This is a genomic window from Cellulomonas sp. A375-1 (genome assembly GCF_001040865.1).
Classification (GTDB): Bacteria; Actinomycetota; Actinomycetes; order Actinomycetales; family Cellulomonadaceae; genus Cellulomonas; species Cellulomonas gelida.
In genome coordinates, this window is sequence record NZ_LFKW01000039.1 from 42,746 (window position 1) to 64,255 (window position 21,510).

The window sequence follows — 21,510 nt, forward strand, 5'->3', positions numbered from 1 at the left end:
CCGCCGTGCACGACGCGCTGGCCCGCTGGGCCGCCGACGACCTGCGCTCGCTCAACGCTCAGGTCGACCTCCTGCTGCGGCGCGCGCTGACCGAGGCGAACCGCATGCCGCGCGACGCCCGTGCACCCCGACCTCCCGGCCGACCGGCCGCATCCCCGCGCGACGCCGACTGAGCGCGGTCACTCGCACCGACGCCCGCGCGCAGCGTCAGGGGGTGCGCAGCGTCTTGCGCTCGTACAGGCGGCGGGCCCAGAGCCAGCCGCCCACGCCGATCACGACGATCCACGCGAGGCTGATCCACGCGTCCGACCCGACGGGCGTGCCGAACAGCAGCGAGCGCAGGGTCTCGATGAACGGCGTGAACGGCTGGTGCTCGGCGAACCACTGCATCCACGAGGGCATCGACTCCGTCGGCACGAACCCGCTGCTCAGCAGCGGCAGGATCATGATCGGCATCGGCAGGTTGCTCGCACTCTCGACCCCGCGGGCGTAGACGCCGAACGCGACGCCCAGCCAGCACAGCGCGTAGCTGATGAGCGTGAGCAGCCCCGCGGCGCCCAGCCAGCCCCAGACGCTCGCCGGCGCGCGGAAACCCATGAGCAGCGCGACGAGCAGGACCGCGACGGTCGCGATCATGAGCTGGATCGTGTTGCCGAGGACGTGACCCATCAGCACCGCCGAGCGGGAGATGTTCATGGTGCGGAAGCGCGTGATGATGCCCTCGCTCAGGTCCTGCGCCACCGAGATGGCCGGGCCTGTCGCGCCACCGGCGACCGTCAGGAGCAGGACGCCCGGCACGACGTACAGCAGGTAGGACGCGGTGTCGCCGGCGGGTAGCCCAGCGCCCATCGTGCCGCCGAAGACGTACACGAACAGCAGCAGGAAGACGACGGGCAGGGCGATCAAGTACGTGATGATCGGGTAGCGCACGGCGTGGCGGATGTTGCGCCGCAGCATCGTGGTCGCGTCGGTCAGGCTCGGTGCGATCGCGCTCATGACGCGACCTCCTCTCGGGCGGCGTTCTCGCCGCGAACGGTGGCGTCGGGGACGGTGGCGTCGTGACCGGTCAGCGCGAAGAACACGTCGTCCAGGTCCGGGGTGTGGATGGACAGCGAGCGCGCCTCGACGCCGCTGCGGTCGAGCTCGTCCATGACGGCGCGCAGCGAGGCGAGGCTGCCGTCGCTGGGGATCTCGAGCGCGAGGCCCTCATCGTCACGCGGTGCGTGACCGAGGGCGCCGGCCACGGCGCGCACACTGTCCTGGTCGTCGAACTCGAGGCGGATCCGGCCGCCCGGCACGAGCCGCTTGAGCTCGGTCGGTGCGCCCTGCGCGACGATCACGCCACGGTCGAGCACCGCGATCCGGTCGGCGAGCTCGTCGGCCTCGTCGAGGTACTGGGTGGTGAGCAGGATCGTCGTGCCCGCGGCGGAGAGCTCGCGCACGATCTGCCACATCTCGGCGCGGCTGCGCGGGTCGAGCCCGGTCGTGGGTTCGTCGAGGAAGACGATCTGCGGGCGCCAGACGAGGGTCATCGCCAGGTCGAGGCGTCGGCGCATGCCGCCGGAGTAGGTCGCGAGCGGCTTGCGCGCGGCCTCGCCGAGGTCGAATCGCTCGATGAGCTCGGCGACGCGGCGTCGTCCCTCGACCTTGCCGAGGTGACGCAGGTCCGCCATGAGGCGCAGGTTCTCCTCGCCCGTGAGCAGCGCGTCGACCGCCGAGAACTGGCCGGTGACGCCGATCGCGGCGCGCACCGCGGCGGGCTCGCGCACGACGTCGTGACCGGCGACGCGAGCGGTGCCGGCGTCGGGCCGCAGGAGCGTGGACAGGATGTGGACGGTCGTCGTCTTGCCGGCGCCGTTCGGGCCGAGCAGCGCGAGGACGGTGCCCGCGGCGACGTCGAGGTCGATGCCGTCGAGCACGACGGTGTCGCCGAACGACTTGCGCACGCCTTGGATCTGGATGGCCGGGGTCATGGTGGAGGTCCTCTCGTGTGGTCTGGTGGTTGCCTCATGCGGTCTGCGGGTCGCAGCGGTCGACGGTGATGGAGCCGTAGCCGGTGCGCACGCGCACCTCGAGGGCCTCCTCGTCGGGCGCCGGGCCCGAGTCGTTGGCCAGTGCGGTGCGGACGACGCCGTGCCGCGACGACGCGTCGAGCCAGACGGCCGTGCCGCGCCGGACGCCGATCGAGACGTCGCCGTAGGAGCCGTCGACCTGCACGACGCCGCGCGCGGCCTCCCGCACCCGCACCGCGCCGTAGGCGGAGCGGATCGTCGCTCCGCCTCCGACCGTGCGCAGCTCGATCGACCCGCTCGACGAGGCGAGCTCGGCGAGACCCCCGACCGCGTCGACGACGACCGGGCCGTCCGACCCGGTCACGCGCAGCGACCCGTCGACCCGGCCGATGTGCGCAGAGCCGGACTTGAACGACACCTCGGCGTCGCCGGCGACGTGCGTCACGCGCACCTCGCCGTGCCCGCCCACCACGGCCAGGCGTTCGGCTGAGTCGATGGCGAGCTCGCCGTACGCGACGTCGGCGCGCACCGCGCCCAGCCGCCCCGACAAGTGGGTCGCCCCGTACTTGTTCGCGGTCTCGACGGCCGAGCCCTCGGGCACCTCGACGACGACGTCGACCGAGTCACCGGGACCGAAGATGGCGAGCCGGAACGGCCCGGTCACCACCACGCGGTCCCCCACCCGGCTCACCTTGACGCCCTCGGCCGCCGCACGGTCGCCCGAGCGTCGCGGGTTCGACGGCGAGACCGAGACGGTCACGTCCGACCGGTCGCTCGCGACGACGTCGATGCGCCCCATCTGGATCTCGACGCGCACCTCGCCGGTGCCGTCGACCGGGAACGACCTCAACGGACCCACCCCGTGAACGACGTGCCGCGCGACTCGCGCACGGCCGGGCGGGGTTCGAGCGCGAGACTGACCGCGCGCACGAGCCAGGTGTTGAGCGAGATCCCCTCGGCGGCGGCCGCCGCCTCGGCGCGCGTCTTGAGCGTCTCCGACAGGCGCAGCGTGGTGCGGGACGTGGAGCCGTCGTCGGGCTCGTCGGGCGGGGTGGGCGTCGTGGACGGGACACCGCCCGGGCCCTCGTCGGACGCGGGCCTGGTGACCGCGAACTGGACCTCGCGGCCGCGCAGGCGCACGTCGACCGAGCCCGGCGCGAGCTCCCGGGTGATCTCCCCCGCCGCCTCGGACAGCGCCTCCAGGATCGCGAGGCGCGCGGCGGGCTCGAGCGCGGTGACGAGTCGCTCGGCCTGCCCCTGTGCGGCGGCGTCCCCCGCCGCGCCCGCGGCCACGAGCTGCCTCTGGAGCTCTTCGACGTGATGCGTGATCTGCATGACGCCATAGTGACACCACTATGGCGTCATGTCACGCCATAGTGGTGTCGACGTCACGGCGCAGCAGAGAGGGGTCTCCTAGCCGATCGGCTAGGACTTTGCTCCCGGGGGTGCCCCGAACCGCGGTCCTAGCGTGACTGACACGCGACGACGACACGATGAGGCGATCATGAACGACACGCTTGTCCTGGGCGGCACCGGCCTGCTGGGTTACCACACGACGCTCGAGCTGCTCGCGCGGGGCTACTCGGTCTCGACGCTCTCGCTGCCGCTCGACGGCGACTCGTTCCTGCCCGATCAGGTCGACGCGCACTGGGCCGACGTCGCAGACCTGTCCGACGACGAGGTGCTCGAGCTGCTGCGCGGCAAGCACGCGGTGTTCTACGCGCTCGGCTCCGACGAGCGCGTCATACCCCCGGCCCCCGCAGCCCGGTTCTTCTACGAGGCGAACGTCGTCCCGACGCAGCGCGTCGCGCGCCTGGCCCGCCAGGCGGGCGTCGCGAAGTTCGTCCTGTACGGGTCGTACACCGCGCAGTGGGCCGAGCAGTGGCCGGACCTGGACTACCGCGGCCGCAACGGCTACCCGCGCACGCGCCTCGCCCAGGAGGAGGTCGCCTACCTCGAGGGCGACGGCGCGATGGACGTCATGAGCCTGCGCCTGCCCTACATCTTCGGGCTCGTCCCCGGTCAGCGTCCGCTGTGGCAGATGTTCCTCGACATGGACGCCGCGCAGCAGGGCCCGATCGCGGTGCTCGGCGGGTCGACGTCCTCGGTCACGGTCCGCCAGGTCGCCCAGGCGGCGGTCGGCGCGATGGAGCACGGCGAGCACGGCGGCCGCTACCCCATCAACGCCTACGACCTGACCTACGTCGAGTTCCACCAGATGTGCTGCGAGGCGCTCGGCCGCGACCCGAAGGACGTCGTCGTCGTGCCACTCGAGGCCGTGCTGCCCGCCTACGAGGCGGCGCAGGAGCAGACTGCCTCCGCGGGCGTCGAGCACGGGATCCACCTGCCGGACTCGGCGCGGTTCCAGGACCGTGCCGCGGTGAGCGACCCGTCGCTCAGCGCCGTGCTGAACATCGAGCCCGACGACGTCCCTGCCGCCATCCGCGAGTCCCTCCAGTGGTGCGTGCAGCACCCGCGGACGGCCTGACGTGCCGCGCGGGGACGCCGCGCCGGAGCGGCTCGTCGCCCGCGCACTGGAGCTGTTCGCCCGGCACGGGGTGGCTGGCACCTCGTTGCAGATGATCGCCGACGACCTCGGGGTGACGAAGGCGGCCGTGTACTACCACTTCCGCACCAAGGAAGCGGTGGTGCACGCCGTCCTCGCCCCGGCGTTCGCCAGCTTCGCCGACCTGCTGGACGACGTCGAGCGCCACCCGCAGCCGCAGCGCGCGGCGCTGCTCGTCGACGGCCTGGCCCACCAGGCGGTGCAGCACCGCACGCTGTACTCCGTGGTGCTGCGCGACGTCGCCGCAGCGCAGCTGGGCCGCCGGTCCGCGGCGCAGGCCGCGCTGTTCGACCGTCTGCGCGACACGCTCACAGGACCGCAGGCCGACGCCGGCGCGCTGGTCCGCGCGGCGATCTTCCTGTCCGGGCTCGTCGGCCCGGCCGTCGACCCGGCCGTGGCCGCGCTCGACGACGACGCCCTCGAGGCCGCGATCCGGTCCGCCGGGCGCCGGCTCCTCGGTCTCCCCGACGCCGCGGCAGCGCCTGCGCCCGGGCGCTGACCTCGCCACGACGTCAGGTCGCCTCGGCCTCGGACCGGCAGTCACGTCCGGACGTCAGGCCTGCGGCGCCAGGTGGACCGCGAGCAGCGCGACGTCGTCGTCGGGCTCGCCGCCCGGGGTGAGGCGTTCGAGCAGCAGGTCGACCAGGAGGTCCAGGTCGAGCAGCGAGTCACCGCGCGCAGCCGCTCTCGCGCGCGGCAGCACCTCGCGCACGGTCGACAGGAGACGGTCGATCCCCGCGAGCAGGCCTTCGCCACGCCGCTCGATCAGGCCGTCGGTGTAGAGGACGACCGTCGAGCCGCGCGCCACCTCGATGACGTGGTCGGTCCGTGGGGTCGCGGGGTCCAGACCGAGCACGAGCTCGTAGGGCCGCGACTCGAGAAGCGAGACGGCATCGTCCGCCGCGACGAGCACCGCGGGTGGGTGCCCGGCGTTCGTCCAGCGCAGCGTGGTCGTTCCCCGCCGCCGCTGCTCGTCGGACTGCTCGAGGCGCATCAGCACGGCGGTGGCCATCGCGTCGATGTGCAGCGCGCTGGTCGCCGAGTCGAGCGCGCGCAGCACCTCCGCGGGCGTGCCGCCCGACGTGTGCGCGATGCCTCGCAGCAGGGTCCGGACCTGGCTCATGGCAGCGGCGGCGGGGGTGTCGTGGCCCATCACGTCGCCGATCGCGACCACGGTGTCCCCGGACGGCTGGACGAAGGCGTCGTACCAGTCCCCGCCCACCTGCGCCGCCTCAGCCGCCGCCACGTAGCGCGCGACGACGTGCAGGTCGTCGGGCTCGGCCGGCGCGGCGAGCAGGGAGCGCTGCAACCCCGCCGCGATCGCGCGCTGCCCCTGGTAGAGCCGGGCGTTGTCGAGCGCCATGCCCGCGCGGTCGGCGAGCTGGACCAGGAGCGTGAGGTCGTCCGGCGCCAGGTCCGGGCTGTCCTCGTCGAGGAACAGAGTGATCGCGCCGACGGTGCGCCCGCGCGCACGCATCGGGACCGCGTACGCGGTGCGCGGGGCGAGCTCGCGCAGCACGTCCCGCGCGGCACCGGTCAGCACCTGGCTGATCGCGGACGTGGCGTCCTCGACCGTCACCGGCTCGCCGGTGCGCAGCGCGCGGAACAGGTAGGACTCGGGGGCCAGCGCGTCGATCCGCAGCGAGGCGTACGACGTGACGGTCTCGCGGCGCTCGGGGTCCTGGTGCCACGCTGCGATGTCGCGCAGCTGCCGGTGGTCCTCGGACATCGTCACGAGGCACCACGTGCCGAACGTCGGGACGAGGTGACGTGCGAGCCTGCGCACCGCCTCCTCGGTCTCCAGCGTGGAGCTCAGGTCGTTGCCCACGTCGGCCAGCAAGGACAACCGGCGCGACGAAGCCTCCGCGAGCTCCCGGGCCGCGCGCGCCTCGTCCTGTGCGGCATGCCGGGCCGACACGTCGTCGAAGTAGACGGACAGGCCGTCGGGACCAGGCCACGCCCGGACCTCGAACCACCTGTCCAGCGGGGCTGGGTAGTACGCCTCGAACGCGCGCGGCTCACCGTCGGCGGCGGCAGCCCGGTACTGCTCGTCGAACACCGAGCCGGACAGGGCGGGGAACAGCTCCCACAGCACACCGCCGAGCACGTCGTCACGCGGGACGCCGAGCATCTTCTGCGCCGCGGTGTTCACGTAGGCGAACCGCCACTCGTCGTCGAGCAGGAAGAACGCTCCCGGCATGGTCTCCAGCACCCGGTCGACGCGCGCTTCCGCGTCGCGCTCACCCGTGGTGTCGTACGCCGCTCCCAGGAGCCGTACCGCCCGACCGTCGGGCCCGGCGAGTGCCTGCCCGCGCGCCTTGACCCACCGCAGGCTCCCGTCGCCGCGCAGCACGCGGTACTCGGCGACGTACATCGCGACCGACTCGATCGCCGCGTCGAGCGCCGCCTGGACCCGTGCGCGGTCGTCGGGGTGCACGAGGGCGTCGAACGCCTCGATGGTCCCGCCGAACTGCTCGCGGGTCACGCCGAACACCTCGAGCAGCTGGTCGTCCCAGTCGAGCCTGCCGGTGCGCAGGTCCCAGTCGAAGCTGCCGACCCCACCCGCGCTGACGGCCAGCTGCCAGCGCAACCGGTCGGTCTCATAGCGCGCCGACAACGCCGCGAGAGCCGCCTCCGCCTCGACGGAGTGCTCGGCGCGGTCGGGGTCGAGCTGCTCCGTCACCTGCTCACCCTCTCGCCGGTGCGTGTCACCACGAGCAGGATAGGGCCGCGCGGGCAGCTCCCGAGGTCAACGCCCCCTCGGCCCGCCGCGGGTGGATGACCTCTGCGCTCGAGGTGCGACCGCCGCGGGACGTGCTTATGGTCGAGAGGCCGGCGCGTCATGGACCGTCGGCGCTCCCACGCCGCCGCGGCACGTGCGGTTCGGCATGGACGACGAAGGGTGGATGCGATGGGGATCGACGACAAGCTCGAGCACAAGGGCGAAGAGGTCAAGGGCAAGGTCGAGGAGGCTGCCGGCAAGGTCACCGGCGACCGTGACCTCGAGGCCGAGGGCAAGGGCGACCAGGCCGCCGCCAAGCTCAAGCAGGCTGGCGACGACGTCAAGGACGCCTTCCGCTGACACGAGGGATCGGGGCGAGCCGCGTCTGAGTCGCGGCATACCGGAGACCCGCGAGCGGCGGCGGCATGCGAGAGCTCGCCGAAGCCGGTCAGGGACGCCCTGTGCGGGCGAGCCTGACCGCCGCGCGCGGGTCTCGCCATGTCCGCACCTGTGCCGCGCGGGTCTCGCCATCTCCGCACCTGTGACGACCGAGGAGACGACGATGAACGACGCCGCACGCCCTGCCCAGCAGCAGGACCCCCCTGGCCTGACCGCCCCGATGACACCCCAGCCGGACCACGGCGAGCAGAGCTACGAGGGGCACGGCCTGCTCGTCGGCCGACGAGCCTTGATCACCGGGGGCGACTCGGGGATCGGCCGGGCCGTCGCGATCGCCTTCGCCCGGGAGGGCGCGGACGTCGCGATCGGCTACCTCGCCGAGGAGCAGGAGGACGCCGACGAGACCGCGCGCTGGGTGCGCGAGGCCGGGCGCTCGTGCGTGCTCGTGCCGGGCGACCTCCGCGACGAGCAGACGGCGCGCGACGTCGTCCGACGCGCCGTGGACGGCCTGGGCGGCCTGGACCTGGTGGTCAACAACGCGGGATACCAGATGGCTCGTCGCGACGCGTTCACGGACGTCACCACCGACGACCTGGACCGCGTCATGAAGACGAACCTGTACGCGCTGGTGTGGGTCACCCAGGAAGCGCTGGCGCACCTCGGCGAGGGCTCCGCGATCGTCAACTGCTCGTCGATCCAGGCGTATCAGCCGTCGCAGTCGCTGGTCGACTACGCGTCGACGAAGGCCGCGATCAACAACATGACCGTCAACCTCGCGGCTGAGCTCGGGCCGCGCGGCATCCGCGTCAACGCGGTCGCGCCCGGGCCGATCTGGACGCCGCTGCAGCCCGCGACCCAGCCGCCGGAGAAGGTCGAGACGTTCGGCCAGGACACGCCGCTGGGCCGGGCGGGCGAACCCGCCGAGGTGGCACCCGCGTTCGTCTTCCTGGCCTCGTCGGTCACGGGCTCGTACGTCTCGGGCACCGTCCTGGGCGTCACCGGGGGCAAGCCCGTCTTCTGACCGGGCCCGCCCGCCGGGATCGCCGCTCGGCGTGCGGTGCGAGGGTTCGCGGCCCACGATGCCGTCATGCCCTCGCACCGCCCGCGCGCCCGCCGGGTCGTCGGCGTCGCCTCGTGCGTGGTGGTGCTCGGCGGGTGCGCGTACGGGCCGTCGTCGGCCGACCACCGCGCCGCGGAGAACCTCGCGGCCGCGCTCGACGAGGCCGCGTCGGGCGTCGAGGTCGCCTCGCTCGTCGTCGGGCTCGTCGAGGACGACCGGACGGTCACGCCCGTCGCGGACGTCACGCTGCGCGACGCGCTCGCCGACGTGGGCGGCGCGCAGGACGCCCTCGCCCGCGACGTCCCCGAGCTCGCGCAGCACGCGGCCCGGGAGCAGGCACTGGCGGCCGTCGCGGACGCGGTCTCGGCCGTCGCGGACGCGCGCTCCTGGGTGAACGGCGTCTCGCCCAGCACCGGCCCGCAGGTCGACGCCGCCCTCGACGCGGCGGGCGAGGCGATCGACGCTGCGAGGCAGGAGCTGGGCGGATGAGCGCGCTCCGAACCGGACCGCGTGGCCGCCGATGAAGAAGATCTTCGCGGTCGCGCTGGGCGTGCTCACCGCGATCGGCGGGTTCGTCGACATCGGCGACCTGGTGACCAACGCCGTCGTCGGTGCCCGGTTTGGCATGTCGCTCGTGTGGGTCGTCCTCGTGGGTGTCGTCGGGATCTGCCTGTTCGCGCAGATGTCGGGGCGGGTGGCCGCCGTGAGCGGCCGGGCGACGTTCGAGATCATCCGCGAGCGCCTGGGACCGCGCATCGGCGGCGCGAACCTCGTCGCCTCGTTCTTCGTCACCGTGCTCACGCTCACCGCCGAGATCGGGGGCATCGCGCTCGCGCTCGAGCTGGCCAGCAGCGTGGAACGGCGGCTGTGGATCCCGTTCGCGGGGCTCGCGGTCTGGCTCGTGCTGTGGCGGGTCAAGTTCTCCGTGCTCGAGAACGTGACCGGACTGCTCGGCCTGACCCTCGTCGTGTTCGCCGTGGCGCTGTTCCAGCTCGGTCCCGACTGGGGCGAGCTCGTCGACCAGGCCGTGCGTCCGACCGTGCCCCAGGGCGAGGGCGTGCCGACGTACTGGTACTACGCCGTCGCGCTGTTCGGCGCCGCGATGACGCCGTACGAGGTGTTCTTCTTCTCCTCGGGTGCCCGCGAGGAGAAGTGGACGGCGAAGGACGTGTCGCAGTCGCGGCTCAACGTGCTCGTCGGCTTCCCGCTCGGCGGGTTGCTGTCCGTCGCGATCGCGGGGTGCGCGGCGGTGGTGTTCCTGCCGCGCGAGGTGGACGTCACGTCGCTGTCGCAGATCACGCTGCCCGTCGCGATGGCCGGCGGGAAGCTGCTGCTCGCCCTGGCGATCCTCGGGATCGTCGCGGCGACGTTCGGCGCCGCCCTCGAGACGGCGTTGTCGACCGGCTACACGCTCGCGCAGTTCCTCGGCTGGTCGTGGGGCAAGTACCGCCGGCCCGCGGAGGCGACCCGCTTCCACACGGCGATGCTGGTCGCGGTCGTCGTCGGCACGCTCGTGCTGCTGACGAACGTCGACCCGATCGCCGTGACCGAGTACTCCGTCGTGTTCTCCGCGATCGCGCTGCCCCTGACGTACCTGCCGATCCTCGTCGTCGCGAACGACCGCGAGTACATGGGCGAGCACGTCAACGGCCGCACGACGAACGCGCTCGGACTGGTCTACCTCGTCATCATCGTCGTCGCGTCCCTGGCGGCGATCCCCCTGATGATCGCGACAGGAGCAGGCGGATGAGCCCACGGCTGCGGCGCCACGAGCGCCCGTTCCCGCCCGACGAGCGTCTGCCCGACGCCCCGCATCCCGCAGGACTCGTGCTCGACGCGCGCCTGCACCTGCTCGATCGTCAGCTCGACGACGTCGACGGCACCCCGGTCATGACGATCGACGACCTCGAGCTCGAGACCGACGCCGACGGCGTCACGACGGTCGTCCACCTCCTCAGCGGACCCGTGCTCGCCACGCGGATCTTCGGCGGACGCCCGCCCCGCGACCGGTGGCACCGCGTCGCCTGGCGGCACGTCGCCGACGTCGGCACCGTCGTGCGGCTCGGCATCCGCGGCGACGGGCTCGACGTCCTGTGGGTCGAGCGGTGGCTGCGCGACCACGTCATCGGCCGCATCCCCGGAGGCCGCCATGCTCCTGAGTGACCTGCTCGACGCACCCGTGCGCGACAGCGACGGCCGCGCCCTGGGCTACGTCGTCGACGTGCGACTCGTGCTCGACGGACCCCTCGACGGCGTCCTGGCCGCACCCCGCCTGCACGGCCTGCTCGTCAGCCCCCGCACCGGAACCTCGTTCCTCGGCTACGAACGCACCGACGAGAACTCCCCCGCCCTGCTCGCCCGCTGGCTACGCCACCGCCACCGCGGCACCTTCCTCGTCCTGTGGTCGGACGTCGTGCGACCGGACCACGCCCCTGGGCCACGCGACGACGAGCAAGCGGTGACGCTGCGTGGCGGGTACCACCGCTGGGACCCCGCGCTGCCCCGACCGTGAGTCCTGGAGCGCGGGGGCCTCGGTCAGTCGACCTGCGCGGGCTGCGGCGCGGCGGTGCCGCCGGGGACGCCCGGGTGGCGGCGCTCGAGCTTGGCGCCCTCGACGTCGACGTCCGGCATGACGCGGTCGATCCAGCTCGGCAGCCACCAGGCCTTGTCGCCGGCGAGGTGCAGGACCGCGGGCATGATCAGCATGCGCACGACGAACGCGTCGAGCAGCACGCCGAACGCGAGCGCGAAGCCGAGCGGCCGGATCACGGCGAGGTGGGAGAACATGAACCCGCCGAACACCGAGATCATGATGATCCCGGCCGCGGTGACGACGGCCCGGCCGGCGTGCAGGCCCTCCATGACGGCGCTGCGCGCGGGAGCGCCGTGCGCGTACGCCTCACGCATGCCCGACGTCAGGAACAGCTGGTAGTCCATCGCGAGGCCGAACAGGATCCCGACGAGCAGCGTCGGCAGGAAGCTGAGGACCGGGCCGGGGTTCGAGACGCCGAACACGTCCGAGAGCCAACCCCACTGGTAGACGGCGGTCACGCCACCCATCGCCGCGAAGAGCGACAGCACGAAGCCACCGGTCGCGACGATCGGGACGAGGAACGAGCGGAACACCGCGATGAGGATGAAGATCGACAGCCCGATGACGACCGCGAGGTAGATCGGCAGCGCGTCGGCGAGCTTCTCGGAGATGTCGATGTCGGCGCTGGCGTTGCCGGCGACCGCGAACGTGCCCTCGCCGCCGTCGACGGGCAGCGCGCGCAGCGCGTGGACGAGGTCGGTCGTCGTCTCGCTGTCCGGGCCGTTCGCGGGGATCACCTGGAAGACGAGCATGTCGCGCTCGTCGTTCGTGCCCACGGGCGCCACGGCGACCACGTCGTCCTGCTCCATGAGCTGGCCACCGATGCGCGCCTGGACGGACACGAGCTCGTCCTCGCTCACGGCCTCGGGCACGTCGGCCACGACGACGAGCGGGCCGTTGACGCCCGCGCCGAACGCCTTCGACACCGCCGTGTAGGCGCGGTACTGCGTGGAGTCGACGGGCTCGGAGGCACCGGTCGGCAGGCCGAGACGCATCGAGAGCGCGGGCAGCGCGATGACGACGAGCACGCCGACGCCAGCCACGATCGACAGCCACGCGCGCCCGTTGCCCATCGGCTTGGCGGGCTCGTGCGCGACCGGCGCCGCGGTCTCGTCGCGGTGCTTCTTCGGCAGGATGCGGCGGCCCAGCAGGCCGAGCATCGCCGGCGTGAGCGTGATCGCGACGATCACCGCGACCAGGATGCTCGCGGCCGCGACCGTGCCCATGAGGCCCAGGAAGTCGATGCCGGTGAGGTTGAGGCCGAGCAGCGCGATCAGCACCGTGGCTCCCGCGAAGACCACGGCGTTGCCGGACGTGCCGTTCGCCAGGCCGATCGACTCGTGGACGTCCATGCCCGCGCGGAGCTGGCGTCGATGCCTGTTGAGGATGAAGAGCGTGTAGTCGATGCCGACCGCCAGGCCGAGCATCGCGCCGAGGACCGGGGTCACCGAGGTCATCTCGACGGCGCCGGAGAACGCCATCGCGCCCGCGGCGGCAACGCCCACGCCGACGAGCGCGTTGAGCAGCGGCAGGCCGGCGGCGACGAACGTGCCGAGCATGACGACCAGGACGATGCCGGCCACAAGCACACCGATCGCCTCGGCCGCGCCGCCGAGCGAGATCGCCTCCTGCGCGATCTCGGCGGAGTAGTCGACCGTGACGCCCGCGGGGACGGCGTCGCTGATCGCGGCCTCGACGGCCTGCTTGGTGGCGTCGGGGATCTCGTGCTGCGGGAGCTCGAACACGACCGTGCCCACTGCGGCGGAGCCGTCAGTCGAGACCATGCGGATCTCAGCGGCCATCTCGAGCAGCGCGCGGGCGTCGGCGAGCTGGGGCGCCTGCGCCTCGAGCTCGGCGCGGCCCTGGTCGATCGTCGCCTGCTGGGCGTCGAGACCGGCCTGCTGCGCGTCGAGCTCGGCCTTCTGCGCGTCGAGCTGCGCCTGACCGGCCTGGGTCTGGGCGTTCTCGCCGACCTGCGCGACGGTCGCGTCGAGCTCGGCCTGGGCCGCCTCGAGCTGCGCGCGTCCGGCGTCGAGCTGGGCCTGGCCGTCGTCGAGCTGCTGCTGACCCGCGTCGAGCTGGGCGCGCCCGTCGGTCACCTGCTGCTCGCCTGCGTCGACCTGCGCGGCCTGCTCGGCACGCTGCGCCTCGGTGGCGAACGGGTCGACGACCTGCACGACCCCGTCCACGTCGGCCGCGGCCGCGAGCGCGGCGCTGATGCCCGCCTGCTGCTGCGCGGTGAGCGCCGAGCCGTCCTCGCTCACGAACACCACGCGCCCGTTGGCGCCGCTCGCGGCGGGGAGCTCCTTCGCGAGGCGGTCGGTCACCTCGGCGGTGGCTGTCCCGGGGATCGTGATCGCCTCGGTGAGGGTGCCGCCGAAGGTCAGGAACGCTCCGACCGCGAGCCCGAGCGCCGCGATCCAGGCGCCGACGACCAGCCACGCGCGCCGGGCCGCGAACTTGCCGAGCCGATAGAGCATCTCCGCCATGAGGGGGTGTCCTCCCGCCGGCCGCGCCGGGTCGTCACGTTCGGCCGGGTCGTCGCGCCCGGTTTCTGCAGGCATCGTAGGCAGAGAGTTGATGAGGGTCATCCGCTTGTCTCGCCAGGCGTGTGTGAACTTGATCTCAGGTATCCGCTTCGGGGCTACCCTGTCCGGATGACCGAGGACCTCACGCCGCGTGACGAGCGCGGCACCCCGCCGCGCGCGCCTCTGCGCCGTGACGCGGAGCGCAACCGCGCGCGCATCGTCGCCGCCGCCCGCGAGCTCTACGCCGAGCACGGCCTCGGTGTCGGCTTCAACGAGGTGGCTCACCGGGCGGGCGTCGGCGTCGGCACCGTGTACCGCCGATTCACCGACCGCACCGAGCTGCTCGAGGCCGCACTCGAGGAACCGCTGCGAGACGTGCTCGCCGCGGCCGACGAGGCCGCCGCCGCGCCGCGCGCCTGGGACGGGCTGGTGCTCCTCGTGACCCACATGACCGACCTGCTGGTCGACAACATGGGCGTGCGGGACGCCGCCCTGGGCGGCTACGACGAGCTCCTGCCCGACGTGGCGGCCGGCGTCGGCGAGGTGGCCGACGCGCTGTTCCGCCGCGCGCGCGACGAGGGTGACCTGCGCGAGGGCGCCGACAGCCACGACGTGCCGATGATCCTGTGGATGGTCACCGAGCTCGCCAAGCACTCCGCCGACGTCGCCCCGCAGGCCTACCGTCGCTACGTCACCGTGCTGCTCGACGGGCTGCGCGCGGCCCCCGGCGGCGACCCCCTGTCCGGCCCGCTCGACGTCGACCAGGTCACCGCGATCTCGCGCGGCTGGGCCGACTCGTCGGCCCGCGCCCGCACGCGCACCACCTGACCGACCGCCGCCCGCCCGGGCACCGCGTGGTGCGCCGCAACCGGACGGCCGCGTGCGGACACTTCAGGGTGTGAGCGAGGAACCGATCGACGACACGAGCGCGTGGGGCGCCGCGTGCGAGGGCGACGGAGCAGCGTTCGGGCTGATCTTCGACCGTCACCACGCCCGCGTCCGAAGGCACGCCGCGCGGCTCGTGGTCAGCGCGGCCGACGTCGACGACGTCGCCGCGAGCGCGTTCCTCGAGCTGTGGCGGCGTCGCGCGAGCGTGCGTCTGGTGCGCGGCTCGGTGCTGCCGTGGCTGCTCGTCACGACGACGAACCTCGCGCGCAACGCGGCGCGCAGCACACGCCGCTACGAGGCGTTCCTCTCGCGGCTGCCGCGCCCCGACGACGCACCCGACGTCGCCGACGACGTGCTCGACCGCCAGGCCGACCCGCGCCTCGTTGCCGGACTGCGCACGCTGTCGGCGACCGACCGCCGCCTCGTCGCGCTGGTCGTGCTCGACGGCCTCTCGCTGACCGACGCCGCCGAGGCGGTCGGGGTGAGCGTGCCCGCCGCCAAGTCCCGTCTCCACCGGGCTCGCGCCCGTCTGCGCGCGGCCCTCCCCCAGCCGACCCTCGAGGAGGTCACCCCATGACCGTCACGCCCGACACCCGCGACGCCTACACCGCCGCGCTGCGCTCGGCGCTCGTCGAGCACGTCAACGAGTCCGCCCACACTCGCGCACAGACCCCGACGCGCCGCCGCGCGTTGCGCTGGTTCGCGGGCGGCGCCGGGTTCACCGTCGCTCTCGGCGGCGCGACCGCCGCGGCCGCCGGCCTCGGCCTGCTTCCCGGCAGCGACCGGGTCGACGAGCTCGCCGACGCCGTCGTCGTGCGCGCGACCGGTTCCCGGGTCGTCGACCTCGGCGCCCCGCCTGCCGGCGCGACTCACCTCGAGGTCGAGATCACGTGCCTGACGCCGGGCCACCTCGTGTTCGCGAACGGCGCCAGTGCGACGTGCGACGACGGCGACGTGACCGGCTACACGCTCCCGGTGGACGGTTCAGGGGCGACGACGATCGACGCGTCGAGCACCCTGCGTTGGGAGGGCGTGTTCACCTACAGCCACCGTGCGGCGACCGCGCTCGGCGTCAACGCGAACGGCGACACGTACGGGGTCCTGGGCTCGGACGCCGGCGAGCCGGACCTCGTCGCGGTCGAGGCGACCAACGGACGCAGCGGCTACGTGTACGCGAGCGAGCTCGCCGGGTACACGCCGACCAGCCCCGAGGACGCCGCCGCCTGGATGGCCGAGCACGGCGACGAGGTGCGCGTCATCCCGGTGTACGAGTCCGACGGCGAGACCGTCGTCGGCGAGTTCCACCAGGGCGGAGCCACCGACCAGCCGTGACGACGCCCCGCGTCGTACGCGTGCGCCGTCAGGCCGCACTCCGGTCAGCAGGTTCCATCTGACCGCGCAGTGCGGCAACCTACCGTCGCGGAGCGTCTCCGCTGACGCGCTGTTCGGCGCGGACGCCGACAAGTGAGAGGACCGCGACGCATGAGGGTGAGCCCGCCGCACCGGAGCCCGGCTGGCGCGACGAGCAGCACGACGACGAGCGGCACGACGGGCACCGCAGCGTGGCACCCTGCGTGGCTCCCGGACGAGGCGCTGCGACCGCTCGGTGCGCGCGGCGTCCGGCTGCTCGCGTCCGGTGACGACCCGGTGGTGACCACGGTGCGCGCGGAGGTCGACCACGCCGCGCAGACGGCGGGCACGACGACGACGCCCGCGCGGGCCACCCTCGCGCTCGCCTCCGACGCGCTCGCGGTGCCGGGTCTACGCGCGGCGGCCGAGCACGCGCTCGCGCTCGCCGAGCGCCCGGGCCTGGCGGGGCTGCTGGGGGCGCAGGGGTTCGTCGTCGCGGACGACGAGGGCGCGCTCGTCGTCGTCGCCGCGCAGCCCCGCGGCCTGCTGGCCGGCTGGCACCACCTGGTGCGCACGGGTGGGGACGCGTCCGGCGCGACCGCGGGCGACCTCGTCGCGCACGTCCCCTCGCAGGCCGTGCGCATGCTCGACCACTGGGACAACCTCGCCGCGGACAGCCCGATGGGCCCCGTCGAGCGGGGGTACGCGGGCGCGTCGCTGTGGTTCGCCGGCGGGCAGGTGCGCGACGACCTCACGCGCGTCGAGCACTACGCGCGCCTGCTCACGCACACCGGCATCAACGCGGTGTGCCTCAACAACGTCAACGTGCACGCGCGCGAGTCCTCGCTGCTGACCTCGGGGATCGAGCAGGTCGCGCGGCTCGCGGCGATCTTCCGTGCGGCGGGCATCAGCACCTACCTCGCGGTCGACTTCGCCGCGCCGATCACCTCGGGCGCGCTGAGCACGTCGGACCCGCTGGACGACGACGTGCGCGCCTGGTGGGAGCGCACGTTCGCGGACGTGTACGCGACGATCCCCGACTTCGGCGGCGTCGTCGTCAAGGCGGACTCCGAAGGCCGGCCCGGACCGTTCGCGTACGGGCGCTCGCACGCGGACGGCGCGAACCTGCTCGCCCGCGCGCTCGCGCCCTACGGCGGGACGGTGTTCTGGCGCGCGTTCGTGTACGACCACCGCCAGGACTGGCGCGACCGCGGCACCGACCGGGCGCGCGCGGCGTACGACCACTTCACGCCTCTCGACGGGCGGTTCGACGACAACGTGGTGCTGCAGGTCAAGCTCGGTCCCATCGACTTCCAGGTACGCGAGCCGCTGTCGCCCCTGCTGACCGCGATGCCGCGCACCCGACTCGCGATGGAGCTGCAGGTCACGCAGGAGTACACCGGCCAGCAGCAGCACGCGTGCTACCTCGCTCCCCTGTGGCGCGAGGCGCTCGACTTCCGGCCGTGGGGTCCCGTCGAGCTCGGGGACACCGCCGCCACCGATCCCGACGCCCGGACGGTCGCCGAGGTCGTACGCGGGACCGACGCGCTCCCGGGCGGGCTCGTCGCTGTCGCCAACGTCGGCGAGGACCCGTTCTGGACCGGCCACCCGCTCGCGCAGGCGAACCTCTACGCGTACGGGCGCCTGACGTGGGACCCGACGCTCGACCCGTCCGCCCTGCTCGACGAGTGGGTCGCGCTCACGTTCCCGCAGGCCGACCCCGCGGTCGCGCGCACGGTGCACGCGCTCCTGGACGAGTCGTGGCACGTCTACGAGAGCTACACCGCGCCGCTCGGCATCGGCTTCATGGTCCGGCCGGGCCACCACTACGGCCCCGACGTCGACGGCTACGAGTACACGCCGTGGGGCACGTACCACTTCGCCGACCGCGACGGGATCGGCGTCGACCGCACGCGGGCGACCGGCACGGGCTTCACCGACCAGTTCCCCGCGCCGTGGCGCGACGTGTACGAGTCGCTCGAGACGTGCCCCGACGAGCTGCTGCTGTTCTTCCACCACGTCCCCTACTCCCACGTGCTGCACTCGGGCGCGACCGTCGTGCAGCACGTCTACGACACGCACGTCGCTGGTGCGCAGGCCGCCGAGCGCATGCGCGACACGTGGCGCGACGTGCGCGGCCTCGTCCCCGACGACCTGTACGCGCGCGTCGCGGAGCGGCTCGACGAGCAGGTCCGCTCCGCCGCCGAGTGGCGCGACCAGATCACCACCTACTTCTGGCGCAAGTCCGGCATCCCCGACCCCGAGAACCGCGTCATCCCCTGATCCGCTCCCACCCGACGACCCAGCGGACGCTCCGGCGAACAGCGCCACCAGCCGGAGCAAGCGCTGGGTGGGGCGGGTAGCGTGACCTGGGATGACGACGAACGAGGGCGGCCCGGCGCCGCGCGGTGACGCCTCCTGGGCCGCTGGCGCGCTCTGGTGGCACGTGTATCCGTTGGGCTTCGTCGGCGCGGAGATCCGGCCGGCCGATCCCGACGCACACCTGGCCAGGCCCGTCGAGCACCGGCTCGGGCACCTCGAGGCGTGGCTCGACCACGTGGTCGGGCTCGGGCTGGACGGGTTGCTGCTGGGGCCCGTGTTCGCGTCGCAGACCCACGGCTACGACACGGTCGACCACCTGCGCGTCGACCCGCGCCTGGGCGACGAGGCCGACCTCGTGCACCTCGTCGGGGCGGCGCACGCGCGTGGCGTCCGCGTCGTGCTGGACGGCGTGTTCAACCACGTCGGCCGCGGTCACCCCGCGTTCCGGCTCGTCGAGGAGCAGGGGCCCGCAGCGCCCACCGCGGGGCTCTTCCGAGTCGACTGGACCGGCTGGGCGGCGGGGCAGCCGGTGCGCGTGGACGTGTTCGAGGGGCACGGCGCGCTCGTCGCGCTCGACCACGACTCCCCCGCGGTTGCGGACCTCGTCGTCGAGGCGATGTGCCACTGGCTCGAGCGGGGGGTCGACGGCTGGCGGCTCGACGCGGCGTACGCGGTCCCGCCCGCGTTCTGGGCGCGGGTGCTTCCGCGGGTGCGCGCGCGGTTCCCGCACGCGTGGTTCCTCGGCGAGGTCATCCACGGCGACGCGCAGGCGATCGTGCGGGCCTCGGGCATCGACACGCTCACGCAGTACGAGCTGTGGCAGGGCATCTGGCACGCGATCGCGGACCGCAACCTCTACGAGCTGGCCCACGCGATCGGGCGGCACGACGACCTGCTCGAGACGTTCGTGCCGCAGACGTTCGTCGGGAACCACGACGTCACGCGGATCGCCTCGGCGGTCGGGCCCGAGCGTGTGCCGCACGCGCTCGCCGTCCTGCTCACGGTCGCGGGCACGCCGAGCCTGTACGCGGGCGACGAGCTCGCGTGGACCGGCGTGAAGGAGGAGCGCGAGGGCGGCGACGACGCCGTGCGTCCGACGTTCCCGGCCCTCCCGCCGTCGCCCGACGAGCTGGACCCGGCCGCGCGCCGCGTGCTCGACGCGACGCGCGCGCTCGTCGCGATGCGGCGCCGCCTGCCGTGGCTCACCACCGCGCGCACGGACGTCCTGCACCTCGACAACCGCGCGCTCGTGCTGCGCACCGGGACGGGCTTCGGCGCGGTCGTGACGGCGCTCAACCTGGACGACGCCCCGGTGAGCCTGCCCGCCGCCGACGCCCGCACGACCGTCGCCGGTGACGGTCGCCTCGATGCCGGCACGGTCCACCTGCCCGCGGGCGGCTGGGCGGTGCTCGAGGCGTGAGCCCTGGCCCGGCGGGCGCTCCTATAGTGGGACCCACGGTCCAGCAGGACGGATCAGGGCGATGAGATCAGGGCGACGAGGAGAGATCGATGGCGCGCGCGGGCGGCGAGAACAGGCGGGTCACCGACTGGCTCGCACGGCACCTTCTGGGCCCCGCGCAGGTCGGCAACGGTCGCGAGCCCATGCGTCCTGCGAGCGACGACGAGCGCGCCCGCGAGCGCGAGCTGCGCACGACCCTGGTCCGCGTCGAGGACGCCCACGGTCGCTCCTACCTCGTCGAGCGCGCCGAGGACGCCACCCCGGACGCGAGCGCGGCAGGCCGCACGCCCTGACCCACCCCGCGGCGCACGTCGGCCGACCTGCGCCGACGAGGCACCGCGCGGACCGTCAGACCGGTTCCCAGCCCGTGAGGCCAGCCCGCAGCAGCGCCGCGGTCTCGTCGACCGCGATCCCGTGGCCCGCACCGCCCACGACCTCGACGTAGCGCGCGTGCGCGAGCTCGCCCGCGAGCGCCCGGCCCGACGACCGCAGCCCGGGCCAGGTGGCGGCGCCGCAGACGACCGTCGTCGGCACGTCGAGCGCACGCATCTGCGGGGTCGGGACGTTGGGCGCGGCCGTGATCGTCGCGTCGTACACGACCGTCTGCGCTAGGTCCTCGAGCGCGAGCCACGTCGGTGAGCGCCGCGCCTCCTCCACGACGTGCGCGGGCAGCCCGATCACCTCGCGCTGCATGGTCGCGACCGCGTCGCCCGGGTGGCCCTCGACGATCATCTGGGCGAGCCGCCGCGGCGCGTCGGGCGCGGGCGCGGGTAGGCCCGCGAGCGCGAACGGCGGCTCGTACAGCACGAGCGCGCTGATCGCGGCACCCGCCGCCGCCGCGTGCAGTGCGAGCGTCGCGCCCGACGAGAAGCCGAGCACTGCGGCGCGGCCACCCTCCGCGGCGATCACCGCCTCGAGGTCGTCGACCTCGCGCTCCACCGTGTAGGTCACGACCTCCTGCGCCGTGATCGCATCACCGCTGTCACCACGTCCGCGCCGGTCGACGAGCAGCGTCGTGAAGTCTGCGTGCAGCAACGCCGCGAGCGGCGCGAAGACGTCACGCGTGTTGAACGCGCCGCCCACGCAGACCAGCAGCGGCCCGTTCCCCGCACGCTCGTACGCGATGGTGGTGCCGTCGGCAGACCTCGCGGAGCGCAGCTCGCTCTCGGCCATGGCGTTCCCCTCGCCCGTGGGACGACGACGTCCCCACCCCTCACCGTACGACCGGACGACCGCGACGACGAGGCCGCGCACCGGTGACGTCGCGAGGAGCCCGGGGCGACAAGAACGCGTCGAGATCGTGCGCTGCAGCGTCAACGATCCGTCAAGGCTGCCGGATCGCGTCCCGCGGCGGCGTAGACCGGGCGGTGCGCCGATCCTCCCGGCGCGCGGCGCGCACCTCACGGCGCCGCCCGAACGCCGCGAAGGACTCCCCCCATGGCCGACCTGGCCTACCTGCTGCTGACGGTCGTCGTGCTCGGCGCACTCGCCGTCCTGGTCCGCCGCGCGGACCACTCATGACCGCCTCCGACATCGCGGCGCTCGTCGTGGCCGCGGGTCTGCTCGTCTACCTCGTCGTGCAGCTCGTGCGCGCGGACAAGGTGGGCTGAC

Annotated in this window: 22 protein-coding genes; 15 read left to right on the forward strand and 7 right to left on the reverse strand. The window is 73.6% G+C overall.

The window, feature by feature from the left end; all coding sequences use genetic code 11:
• Nucleotides 1-207: 207 nt before the first annotated feature.
• From CWIS_RS04515 to CWIS_RS04530, 4 genes are read right to left on the reverse strand one after another with little or no spacing between them, the layout of a single operon-like run.
• Nucleotides 208-996 carry an ABC transporter permease gene (locus CWIS_RS04515; RefSeq protein ID WP_048342049.1) on the reverse strand — a complete coding sequence of 263 codons (789 nt, stop codon included), beginning with the start codon at nt 994-996 and terminating at the stop codon, nt 208-210.
• The gene (locus CWIS_RS04520) at nt 993-1,973 is read right to left on the reverse strand and encodes an ATP-binding cassette domain-containing protein (protein WP_048342050.1); all 981 of its coding nucleotides are present in this window, start codon (nt 1,971-1,973) and stop codon (nt 993-995) included. Before CWIS_RS04520 ends, CWIS_RS04515 begins: the two co-directional genes overlap by 4 nt.
• Nucleotides 1,974-2,007: 34 nt before the next feature.
• A complete protein-coding gene (locus tag CWIS_RS04525; protein WP_156186547.1) occupies nt 2,008-2,862 on the reverse strand; it encodes a DUF4097 family beta strand repeat-containing protein in 855 nt (284 codons plus the stop codon).
• On the reverse strand, nt 2,859-3,347 hold the full coding sequence (locus CWIS_RS04530) for a toxin-antitoxin system HicB family antitoxin (protein WP_048342051.1): 489 nt from the start codon (nt 3,345-3,347) through the stop codon (nt 2,859-2,861). The genes CWIS_RS04525 and CWIS_RS04530 overlap by 4 nt, the downstream gene beginning before the upstream one ends.
• A gap of 169 nt (nt 3,348-3,516) precedes the next feature.
• On the opposite strand from CWIS_RS04530, the gene CWIS_RS04535 reads away from it, so the two are divergent.
• Both CWIS_RS04535 and CWIS_RS18615 read left to right on the forward strand, forming a co-directional pair.
• Nucleotides 3,517-4,500: an NAD-dependent epimerase/dehydratase family protein gene (locus tag CWIS_RS04535; protein ID WP_048342052.1), complete on the forward strand. Its 984-nt coding sequence runs from the start codon at nt 3,517-3,519 to the stop codon at nt 4,498-4,500.
• 1 nt (nt 4,501) lies between these two features.
• The gene (locus CWIS_RS18615) at nt 4,502-5,077 is read left to right on the forward strand and encodes a TetR/AcrR family transcriptional regulator (protein WP_048342053.1); all 576 of its coding nucleotides are present in this window, start codon (nt 4,502-4,504) and stop codon (nt 5,075-5,077) included.
• Between the two features lie 54 nt (nt 5,078-5,131).
• Here the strand turns inward: CWIS_RS18615 and CWIS_RS04545 are convergent, their stop codons facing one another.
• Nucleotides 5,132-7,261 carry a SpoIIE family protein phosphatase gene (locus CWIS_RS04545; RefSeq protein ID WP_082156215.1) on the reverse strand — a complete coding sequence of 710 codons (2,130 nt, stop codon included), beginning with the start codon at nt 7,259-7,261 and terminating at the stop codon, nt 5,132-5,134.
• Nucleotides 7,262-7,489: 228 nt separating this feature from the next.
• Between CWIS_RS04545 and CWIS_RS04550 the strand changes: the two genes are divergently transcribed.
• The 6 genes from CWIS_RS04550 to CWIS_RS04575 all read left to right on the forward strand — a co-directional run bounded on the left by CWIS_RS04550 (nt 7,490) and on the right by CWIS_RS04575 (nt 11,271).
• A complete protein-coding gene (locus tag CWIS_RS04550) occupies nt 7,490-7,660 on the forward strand; it encodes a CsbD family protein (protein WP_048342054.1) in 171 nt (56 codons plus the stop codon).
• A gap of 202 nt (nt 7,661-7,862) precedes the next feature.
• On the forward strand, nt 7,863-8,720 hold the full coding sequence (locus tag CWIS_RS04555) for an SDR family oxidoreductase (protein ID WP_048342082.1): 858 nt from the start codon (nt 7,863-7,865) through the stop codon (nt 8,718-8,720).
• Between the two features lie 66 nt (nt 8,721-8,786).
• Nucleotides 8,787-9,248, forward strand: a complete 462-nt coding sequence (locus tag CWIS_RS04560) for a hypothetical protein (protein WP_048342055.1) — start codon at nt 8,787-8,789, stop codon at nt 9,246-9,248.
• A 31-nt stretch (nt 9,249-9,279) separates the two neighbouring features.
• The gene (locus tag CWIS_RS04565; RefSeq protein WP_048342056.1) at nt 9,280-10,509 is read left to right on the forward strand and encodes an Nramp family divalent metal transporter; all 1,230 of its coding nucleotides are present in this window, start codon (nt 9,280-9,282) and stop codon (nt 10,507-10,509) included.
• Nucleotides 10,506-10,922 (forward strand): hypothetical protein, encoded by a 417-nt coding sequence (locus CWIS_RS04570; RefSeq protein ID WP_048342057.1) that lies wholly within the window; start codon nt 10,506-10,508, stop codon nt 10,920-10,922. The genes CWIS_RS04565 and CWIS_RS04570 overlap by 4 nt, the downstream gene beginning before the upstream one ends.
• Entirely contained in the window at nt 10,909-11,271 is a 363-nt protein-coding gene (locus CWIS_RS04575; RefSeq protein WP_048342083.1) for a PRC-barrel domain-containing protein, read from the forward strand. The genes CWIS_RS04570 and CWIS_RS04575 overlap by 14 nt, the downstream gene beginning before the upstream one ends.
• A 23-nt stretch (nt 11,272-11,294) precedes the next feature.
• Here CWIS_RS04575 and CWIS_RS04580 read toward each other — a convergent pair whose 3' ends face one another.
• Entirely contained in the window at nt 11,295-13,841 is a 2,547-nt protein-coding gene (locus tag CWIS_RS04580; RefSeq protein ID WP_048342058.1) for an MMPL family transporter, read from the reverse strand.
• Nucleotides 13,842-14,009: 168 nt separating this feature from the next.
• Between CWIS_RS04580 and CWIS_RS04585 the strand changes: the two genes are divergently transcribed.
• The 6 genes from CWIS_RS04585 (at nt 14,010) to CWIS_RS04610 (ending at nt 20,192) form a co-directional block, all read left to right on the forward strand.
• Complete coding sequence (locus tag CWIS_RS04585; RefSeq protein ID WP_048342059.1) at nt 14,010-14,708, forward strand: TetR/AcrR family transcriptional regulator; 699 nt, start codon at nt 14,010-14,012, stop codon at nt 14,706-14,708.
• A gap of 70 nt (nt 14,709-14,778) precedes the next feature.
• Entirely contained in the window at nt 14,779-15,345 is a 567-nt protein-coding gene (locus tag CWIS_RS04590) for an RNA polymerase sigma factor (protein WP_048342060.1), read from the forward strand.
• On the forward strand, nt 15,342-16,100 hold the full coding sequence (locus CWIS_RS04595) for a hypothetical protein (protein ID WP_048342061.1): 759 nt from the start codon (nt 15,342-15,344) through the stop codon (nt 16,098-16,100). Before CWIS_RS04590 ends, CWIS_RS04595 begins: the two co-directional genes overlap by 4 nt.
• Before the next feature lie 150 nt (nt 16,101-16,250).
• Complete coding sequence (locus tag CWIS_RS04600; protein ID WP_082156216.1) at nt 16,251-18,401, forward strand: alpha-glucuronidase; 2,151 nt, start codon at nt 16,251-16,253, stop codon at nt 18,399-18,401.
• Nucleotides 18,402-18,492: 91 nt separating this feature from the next.
• Nucleotides 18,493-19,860 (forward strand): alpha-amylase family protein, encoded by a 1,368-nt coding sequence (locus CWIS_RS04605; protein WP_048342062.1) that lies wholly within the window; start codon nt 18,493-18,495, stop codon nt 19,858-19,860.
• 89 nt (nt 19,861-19,949) lie between these two features.
• Entirely contained in the window at nt 19,950-20,192 is a 243-nt protein-coding gene (locus tag CWIS_RS04610) for a hypothetical protein (protein ID WP_048342063.1), read from the forward strand.
• Between the two features lie 55 nt (nt 20,193-20,247).
• Here CWIS_RS04610 and CWIS_RS04615 read toward each other — a convergent pair whose 3' ends face one another.
• Entirely contained in the window at nt 20,248-21,072 is an 825-nt protein-coding gene (locus CWIS_RS04615; RefSeq protein WP_048342085.1) for an alpha/beta fold hydrolase, read from the reverse strand.
• A 344-nt stretch (nt 21,073-21,416) separates the two neighbouring features.
• On the opposite strand from CWIS_RS04615, the gene CWIS_RS18270 reads away from it, so the two are divergent.
• Nucleotides 21,417-21,509, forward strand: a complete 93-nt coding sequence (locus tag CWIS_RS18270) for a potassium-transporting ATPase subunit F (protein WP_141369758.1) — start codon at nt 21,417-21,419, stop codon at nt 21,507-21,509.
• Nucleotide 21,510: the final 1 nt, after the last annotated feature.

Excerpts from the sequence above, each read along its gene's own strand:
- CWIS_RS04515 (WP_048342049.1), bottom strand. The coding sequence starts at position 996 with ATGAGCGCGATCGCACCGAGCCTGACCGACGCGACCACGATGCTGCGG.
- CWIS_RS04520 (WP_048342050.1), bottom strand. The coding sequence starts at position 1,973 with ATGACCCCGGCCATCCAGATCCAAGGCGTGCGCAAGTCGTTCGGCGAC.
- CWIS_RS04530 (WP_048342051.1), bottom strand. The coding sequence starts at position 3,347 with ATGCAGATCACGCATCACGTCGAAGAGCTCCAGAGGCAGCTCGTGGCC.
- CWIS_RS04535 (WP_048342052.1), top strand. The coding sequence starts at position 3,517 with ATGAACGACACGCTTGTCCTGGGCGGCACCGGCCTGCTGGGTTACCAC.
- CWIS_RS04550 (WP_048342054.1), top strand. The coding sequence starts at position 7,490 with ATGGGGATCGACGACAAGCTCGAGCACAAGGGCGAAGAGGTCAAGGGC.
- CWIS_RS04555 (WP_048342082.1), top strand. The coding sequence starts at position 7,863 with ATGAACGACGCCGCACGCCCTGCCCAGCAGCAGGACCCCCCTGGCCTG.
- CWIS_RS04560 (WP_048342055.1), top strand. The coding sequence starts at position 8,787 with ATGCCCTCGCACCGCCCGCGCGCCCGCCGGGTCGTCGGCGTCGCCTCG.
- CWIS_RS04565 (WP_048342056.1), top strand. The coding sequence starts at position 9,280 with ATGAAGAAGATCTTCGCGGTCGCGCTGGGCGTGCTCACCGCGATCGGC.
- CWIS_RS04570 (WP_048342057.1), top strand. The coding sequence starts at position 10,506 with ATGAGCCCACGGCTGCGGCGCCACGAGCGCCCGTTCCCGCCCGACGAG.
- CWIS_RS04575 (WP_048342083.1), top strand. The coding sequence starts at position 10,909 with ATGCTCCTGAGTGACCTGCTCGACGCACCCGTGCGCGACAGCGACGGC.
- CWIS_RS04580 (WP_048342058.1), bottom strand. The coding sequence starts at position 13,841 with ATGGCGGAGATGCTCTATCGGCTCGGCAAGTTCGCGGCCCGGCGCGCG.
- CWIS_RS04585 (WP_048342059.1), top strand. The coding sequence starts at position 14,010 with ATGACCGAGGACCTCACGCCGCGTGACGAGCGCGGCACCCCGCCGCGC.
- CWIS_RS04595 (WP_048342061.1), top strand. The coding sequence starts at position 15,342 with ATGACCGTCACGCCCGACACCCGCGACGCCTACACCGCCGCGCTGCGC.
- CWIS_RS04600 (WP_082156216.1), top strand. The coding sequence starts at position 16,251 with ATGAGGGTGAGCCCGCCGCACCGGAGCCCGGCTGGCGCGACGAGCAGC.
- CWIS_RS04605 (WP_048342062.1), top strand. The coding sequence starts at position 18,493 with ATGACGACGAACGAGGGCGGCCCGGCGCCGCGCGGTGACGCCTCCTGG.
- CWIS_RS04610 (WP_048342063.1), top strand. The coding sequence starts at position 19,950 with ATGGCGCGCGCGGGCGGCGAGAACAGGCGGGTCACCGACTGGCTCGCA.
- CWIS_RS04615 (WP_048342085.1), bottom strand. The coding sequence starts at position 21,072 with ATGGCCGAGAGCGAGCTGCGCTCCGCGAGGTCTGCCGACGGCACCACC.
- CWIS_RS18270 (WP_141369758.1), top strand. The coding sequence starts at position 21,417 with ATGACCGCCTCCGACATCGCGGCGCTCGTCGTGGCCGCGGGTCTGCTC.